Source organism: Pseudomonas sp. XP1, from assembly GCF_053557675.1.
The window spans coordinates 39756-45522 of record NZ_JBNRIJ010000006.1 but is presented as its reverse complement, the minus strand read 5'-3'; the positions used below and the strand labels follow the sequence as shown (position 1 = coordinate 45522).

5 protein-coding genes and 2 pseudogenes are annotated in these 5767 nt (G+C 64.2%); 1 reads left to right on the top strand and 6 read right to left on the bottom strand.

Annotated elements, in window-relative coordinates:
- From ACK1U9_RS07720 to ribBA, 6 genes and pseudogenes are all read right to left on the bottom strand, one after another.
- Window positions 1-84: pseudogene (locus tag ACK1U9_RS07720) on the bottom strand (short-chain dehydrogenase); the annotation flags it as partial.
- Window positions 83-1225 (bottom strand): annotated as a pseudogene (locus ACK1U9_RS07715) (ABC transporter ATP-binding protein); the annotation flags it as partial. The pseudogenes ACK1U9_RS07720 and ACK1U9_RS07715, both read right to left, overlap by 2 nt.
- A 19-nt stretch (window positions 1226-1244) precedes the next feature.
- Window positions 1245-2054 (bottom strand): ABC transporter permease, encoded by an 810-nt coding sequence (locus tag ACK1U9_RS07710; protein WP_015270845.1) that lies wholly within the window; start codon window positions 2052-2054, stop codon window positions 1245-1247.
- Window positions 2055-2060: 6 nt separating this feature from the next.
- On the bottom strand, window positions 2061-2978 hold the full coding sequence (locus ACK1U9_RS07705) for an ABC transporter permease (protein WP_015270844.1): 918 nt from the start codon (window positions 2976-2978) through the stop codon (window positions 2061-2063).
- On the bottom strand, window positions 2975-4000 hold the full coding sequence (locus ACK1U9_RS07700) for an ABC transporter substrate-binding protein (protein WP_013973153.1): 1026 nt from the start codon (window positions 3998-4000) through the stop codon (window positions 2975-2977). Before ACK1U9_RS07700 ends, ACK1U9_RS07705 begins: the two co-directional genes overlap by 4 nt.
- A 277-nt stretch (window positions 4001-4277) precedes the next feature.
- The gene (gene ribBA / locus ACK1U9_RS07695; protein WP_046615000.1) at window positions 4278-5399 is read right to left on the bottom strand and encodes a bifunctional 3,4-dihydroxy-2-butanone-4-phosphate synthase/GTP cyclohydrolase II; all 1122 of its coding nucleotides are present in this window, start codon (window positions 5397-5399) and stop codon (window positions 4278-4280) included.
- Between the two features lie 78 nt (window positions 5400-5477).
- Here ribBA and ACK1U9_RS07690 point away from each other — a divergent pair.
- Window positions 5478-5767: DUF1330 domain-containing protein (locus ACK1U9_RS07690; protein ID WP_046615001.1), on the top strand; the 290-nt coding region annotated here is incomplete at its 3' end.

Here is a 5767-nt window from a genome sequence, read left to right as displayed (position 1 = left end):
GATATGCTGCAGCGCGGCATTGAGAATGGCGTCGTTCTTCACCAGTGCCGAAGCGAACTTGGTGTCGGTCAGGCCCGGCAGCAGCCCCGGCAGACTTGCTCAGGTCACTTTCTGCCCACTCGGTATAGATGCACGCATCCGCCACTGCCCAGCGCACCTTCACGGTATCCCCCGGCTGCATCGGCATGCCAGCCGCCGACAGCGCCTTGACCGTCAGCTCGGTACCCCCCGCAGTCACCACATGGCAGGTCTGGCTCTCGCCCAGGAACAGCACTTCGCCAACCTTGGCGCTGACCTCGTTCCAGCCCGCCGGCAGCGGCTCGCGCGCGGCCTGTTCGGTGGTCAGGGCCAGGGCCTTTTCCGGGCGCACCATGATCAGCGCATCCTGCGAGGCGGCCAGGCCCGGGGTCAGGCGGATAGCCACCGGCTGGCCCTCGAAGCTGCCCGCGCCATTGCTGCTGGCCTTGATCCGCAGGAAGTTGGAGTTGCCCAGGAACGAGGCGACGAAGGCATTTGGCGGGTTCTGGTACAGGTCGTAACCGGTGCCCAGGCCGACGATCTTGCCATGGCTGAAGATGGCGATGCGCTGGGACAGGCGCATGGCTTCTTCCTGGTCGTGGGTGACGTAGACGATGGTGATGCCCAGGCGCCGGTGCAACTGGCGCAGTTCATCCTGCAGGTCTTCGCGCAGCTTTTTGTCCAGCGCGCCGAGCGGTTCGTCCATCAGCAGGATGCGCGGTTCGTACACCAGGGCCCGGGCAATCGCCACGCGCTGCTGCTGGCCACCGGACATCTGCGACGGCTTGCGGTGGGCGAACTTCTCCAGCTGCACCAGCTTGAGCATGGCGTCGACGCGCTTGCTGGTTTCGCTGGCGCCGAGCTTGCGAATGGCCAGCGGGAAGCCGATGTTGTCGCGCACGTTCAGGTGCGGGAACAGCGAATAGCGCTGGAACACCATGCCGATGTCACGCTTGTGCGGCGGCACGTTGACCAGCGACTGGCCATCGACCAGGATCTCGCCGCTGCTCGGTGTTTCGAAGCCAGCCAGCATCGACAGGGTGGTGGACTTGCCCGACCCGCTGGAACCGAGGAAGGTCAGGAACTCGCCGTCCTGGATTTCCAGGTCGAGGTTGTCCACGGCGGTGAAGTCGCCGTAGTGCTTGTTCAGGCCGCGCAGGCTGACCAGGGTCTTGCCGTGCGCGTTGTCTTTGATCACTGCACTCATTGTTGTTTTCTCCGCGCGCTCAGGCGTTGGCTTCGGTGCGCCGGCGCAAGGCGGCGGCAATGAACATGACAAGCAGCGACAGGCCGATCAGCAGGGTCGAGGCCACGGCGATGACCGGGCTGAGGTCCTGGCGCAGGGTGGTCCACATCTTCACCGGCAGAGTCTGCAGGTCGGGGCTGGCCATCATCACGCTCAGCACCACTTCATCCCACGACACCAGGAAGGCAAACAGGCCGCCAGCGATCATCCCCGGGCGAATCGCCGGGAAGGTCACCTTGAAGATTGCCTGCAGGCGCGAGGCGCCGCAGATCACCGCGGCATCCTCGATCGACTGGTCGAACAGCTTCAGCGAGTTGATGATCGAGATGATGGTGAAGGGCAGGGCGACGATCACGTGGCTGACCACGAAGGCGAACAGTGTGCCGGTGTAGCCGAGCTTGAGGAACAGCGCGTACACCGCTACGGCAATGATTACCAGCGGCACGATCATCGGCATGGTGAACAGCCCATACAGCAGCTCGCGGCCGGGGAAGCGGCCACGCACCAGGGCAAACGCGGTGGGCAGGCCGAGCAGCACGGCGGCGATGGTGGTCAGCACAGCCACCTTCAGGCTGGCCAGCGCGGCGTCCATCCACTCCGGGTTGGAGAAGAACTGGCCGTACCACTTGAAGGTCCAGCCCGGTGGCGGGAACACCAGCCACTGCGACGAGCCGAACGACAGCAACACGATGAACACCACCGGCAGCAGCAGGAAGGCCGCGATGACCCCGGTGGTCAGGTACAGGCCCGTGCGCAGCGGGCGGCCCATGGCATTGGGAGACAGGAGCATGGCGGTTTACCTCGCGTTGCCGACCGGGGATTCCGGCTGCAGCTTCAGGTACAGGTAGAAGAGCACCAGGGTGATCACCACCAGCAGTGCGGCGGCGGCGCTGGCCAGGCCCCAGTTGAGGAACGACTGCACCTGCTGGATGATGAATTCGGGCAGCATCATGTTTTGCGCACCGCCCAGCAGGGCCGGGGTGACGTAGTAACCGAGCGACATCACGAACACCATCAGCGCCCCGGAGAACAGCCCCGAGCGGCACAGCGGCAGGAACACCTTCCAGAAATTGGTCCACGGGCTGGCGCCGCAGATCGAGCCGGCCTGCAGCACCATCGGGTCGATGGCGTGCATGGTCGCCTGCAGCGGCAGCACGATGAACGGGATCATGATGTAGCTCATGCCGATCACCACGCCGGTCAGGTTGTGCACCATTTCCAGCGGGGCATCGATGATACCCATGGCCATCAACGCCTTGTTGATCACCCCCGAACTCTGCAGCAGCACCAGCCACGAGTAGGTGCGCGCCAGCAGGCTGGTCCACATCGACAGCAGCACGATGTTCAGCAACCAGCGGCCCCAGCCCTTGGGCACCAGGGTAATTGCCCAGGCCAGCGGGAAGCCCAGCAGCACGCTGATCAGGGTGACCACGCCGGCCACCGAGAAGGTGTTGAACAGCACCCGTGCATAAGCCGAGTTGGCGAACAACTGCTCGTAGTTGCCCAGGCCCGGCGTCGGCTCCAGCACCCCGCGCAGCAACAGGCCGGCCAGCGGGGCGAAGAAGAACAGGCCAAGGAACAGCAGGGCCGGCAGTAAATTGCGGCTGCCTTTCCAGCGCTGGCTCAGGCTGACGCGGCGCGGGGCAGTTCCCGGAGCGCCGGTGCCCGTGGGGGCACCTTGCGCGTTATGCAGGGCGTTGATGGCGACTTTCATTTGACCAACCACTCATTCCAGCGGGCTGCGATGGCCTGGCCGTTCTTGGCCCAGTAGGCGAAGTCAAGGGTGACCTGGTCCTGGGCGTAGGCGGTCGGCAGGTTCTGCGCGAGGTCTTTGTCCAGCTTGGCCACGCTGTCGACGTTCACCGGCGCGTAGGCTGTCTTGTTGGCGAACTCGGCCTGGCCTTCGGCGCTGCTGGCATTGGCCAGGAACTTCATGGCCGCGTCCTTGTTCTTGGCACCTTTGGGGATGACCAGGAAGTCGGCCATGACCAGGTTCTGCTTCCAGCTCACACCCACCGGTGCACCGTCTTGCTGCAGGGCATAGACGCGGCCGTTCCAGAACTGGCCGAGCGAGGCTTCACCCGAGGCCAGCAGTTGCTGCGACTGGGCGCCACCGCCCCACCAGACGATGTCTTTCTTGATGGTGTCGAGCTTCTTGAAGGCGCGGTCCAGGTCCAGAGGGTACAGCTTGTCGGGGGCTACGCCGTCGGCCAGCAGGGCCAGTTCCAGTACACCCGGGCTGGGCCATTTGTACAGGGCGCGCTTGCCGGGGTAGGTCTTGGTATCGAACAGTGCGGTCCAGTCCACCGGTTTGTTGGCACCGAGCTTGCCTTCGTTGTAGCCGAGCACGAAGGAGAAGAAGAACGAGCCGACGCCATGGTCGGAGACGAAGCGCGGGTCGATCTTGTCGCGCTTGATCTGGGTGAAATCGAGGGGTTCGAGCAGGCCTTCGCTGGCGGCACGCAGGGCGAAGTCGGCTTCGACGTCGACCACGTCCCACTGCACGTTGCCGCTCTCGACCATGGCCTTGAGCTTGCCGTAGTCGGTAGGGCCGTCCTGGACGACCTTGATATCGGTGGCTTTGGTGAAGGGTACGGCCCACGCTTCTTTCTGGGCGTCCTGGGTGGTACCGCCCCAGCTGACGAAGTTCAGGCTGTCGGCGGCCTGGGCGGCCTGACATGCCAGGGTCAGCAGGCTGGCGGACAGCACTGCGGTTACACGTTTGCTCAACAGCATGGTTACGCCCTCGTTGCTTTTGTTATTCGAGGCGGGGCTTGTGGTGCGCCCGCCAACAGTGTTCGGGGAGCAGCTAAAACAAAGTGTCTTGTGGCCGTTTTTGATTGTAGGTGCCGGCCTGCAGATTCAAGGTCTACGGGATATCATATTATGGTATTCCAAACTTTTGGCAAGAGGCATGAGGCTACCGGCCATCACTCCGTCCTCTGCAATTTGCCGCGCACCTTTGTAGGAGCGGCCTTGTGTCGCGAAAGGGCCGCTCCTACAGGGGCCTGTATCAGCTCACCAGTCCGGGCTCGAAGGGGATGCTCTGCACCACCTCCAGCTCATACCCCGCCAGCCCCGCGTATTTCAGCGGCGGGCCCAGGTGGCGCAGCTTGCCGACGCCCAGGTCCTGCAGGATCTGCGCGCCTGTACCCACCTCCGAGTACACCTTCGATTGCCCGCGCTGGTAAGGTCGCACCGGCTGGGTCAGCTGTGGCACGCGCTCCAGCAGCGCCTGCGAGGACTCATGGTTGGCCAGGATCACCACCACGCCGGCGCCTTCCTCGGCCACCTTCTGCAGCGCCGCCCAAAGCGTCCAGTTGGCGGGGCCGGCGTATTCGGCGCCGACCAGGTCGCGCAGCGGGTCGATCACGTGCACCCGCACCAGGGTCGGCTGCTCGCGGCGGATATCGCCCATGACCATGGCCATGTGTACGCCACCTTCGATGCGGTCTTCGTAGGTGACCAGGCGGAAGGTGCCATGCACCGTCGGCAGTTCGCGTTCGCCGATACGCTTGATGGTCTGCTCGGTGCTCAAGCGATAGTGGATGAGGTCGGCGATGGTGCCGATCTTGATGCCGTGCCGGGCAGCGAACACTTCCAGGTCCGGGCGCCGGGCCATGGTGCCGTCGTCGTTGAGCACTTCGACGATTACCGACGCCGGGGTGAAACCGGCCAGGCGTGCGAGGTCGCAGCCGGCTTCGGTGTGGCCGGCGCGGGTCAGCACACCGCCTTCGCGGGCGCGCAGGGGGAAGATGTGGCCGGGTTGCACCAGGTCTTCGGGGCGGGCGTTGGGGGCCATGGCCGCCGCCACGGTACGCGCCCGGTCGGCGGCGGAAATACCGGTGGTAACGCCCGTGGCCGCCTCGATCGATACGGTGAAGGCGGTACTGAACACGCTGCCGTTGGCCGGCACCATCTGCTCCAGGCCCAGGCGTTGGCAGTGTTCGTCGGTCAGGGTCAGGCAGATCAGCCCGCGCGCTTCACGGGCCATGAAGTTGATGGCGTGGGCGTCGCAACGCTCGGCGGCGATCAGCAGGTCGCCTTCGTTTTCCCGGTCCTCGTCATCCACCAGCAGGACCATCTTGCCTTGCCGGTAGTCCTCGAGAAGTTCGTCGATGGTGTTGAAAGCCATGTTGCACGCTCACTGTGGTGGGGTGATTATTATGGTATACCATCATACACAAATATCGCCGTAACAGGAGAGCAGCGCATGAAGGCCTATTGGATCGCCCATGTGGACGTGACCGATCCCGAGCAATACCAGCAGTACACCCAACGCGCCCCGGCTGCCTTCAAGGCATTCGGTGGCCGTTTCCTTGCCCGTGGCGGGCGTAGCGAGGCAATGGAAGGGCGGCTTACCCCTCAGCGTAGCGTGGTGATCGAGTTCGATTCGTACGAACAGGCGCTGGCGTGTTACCGGTCCGAGCTGTACCAGGAGGCTTGCAGCCATCGTCAGGGGGTGGCGAAGGCTGAAGTGATCATCGTAGAAGGGTTCGAGCC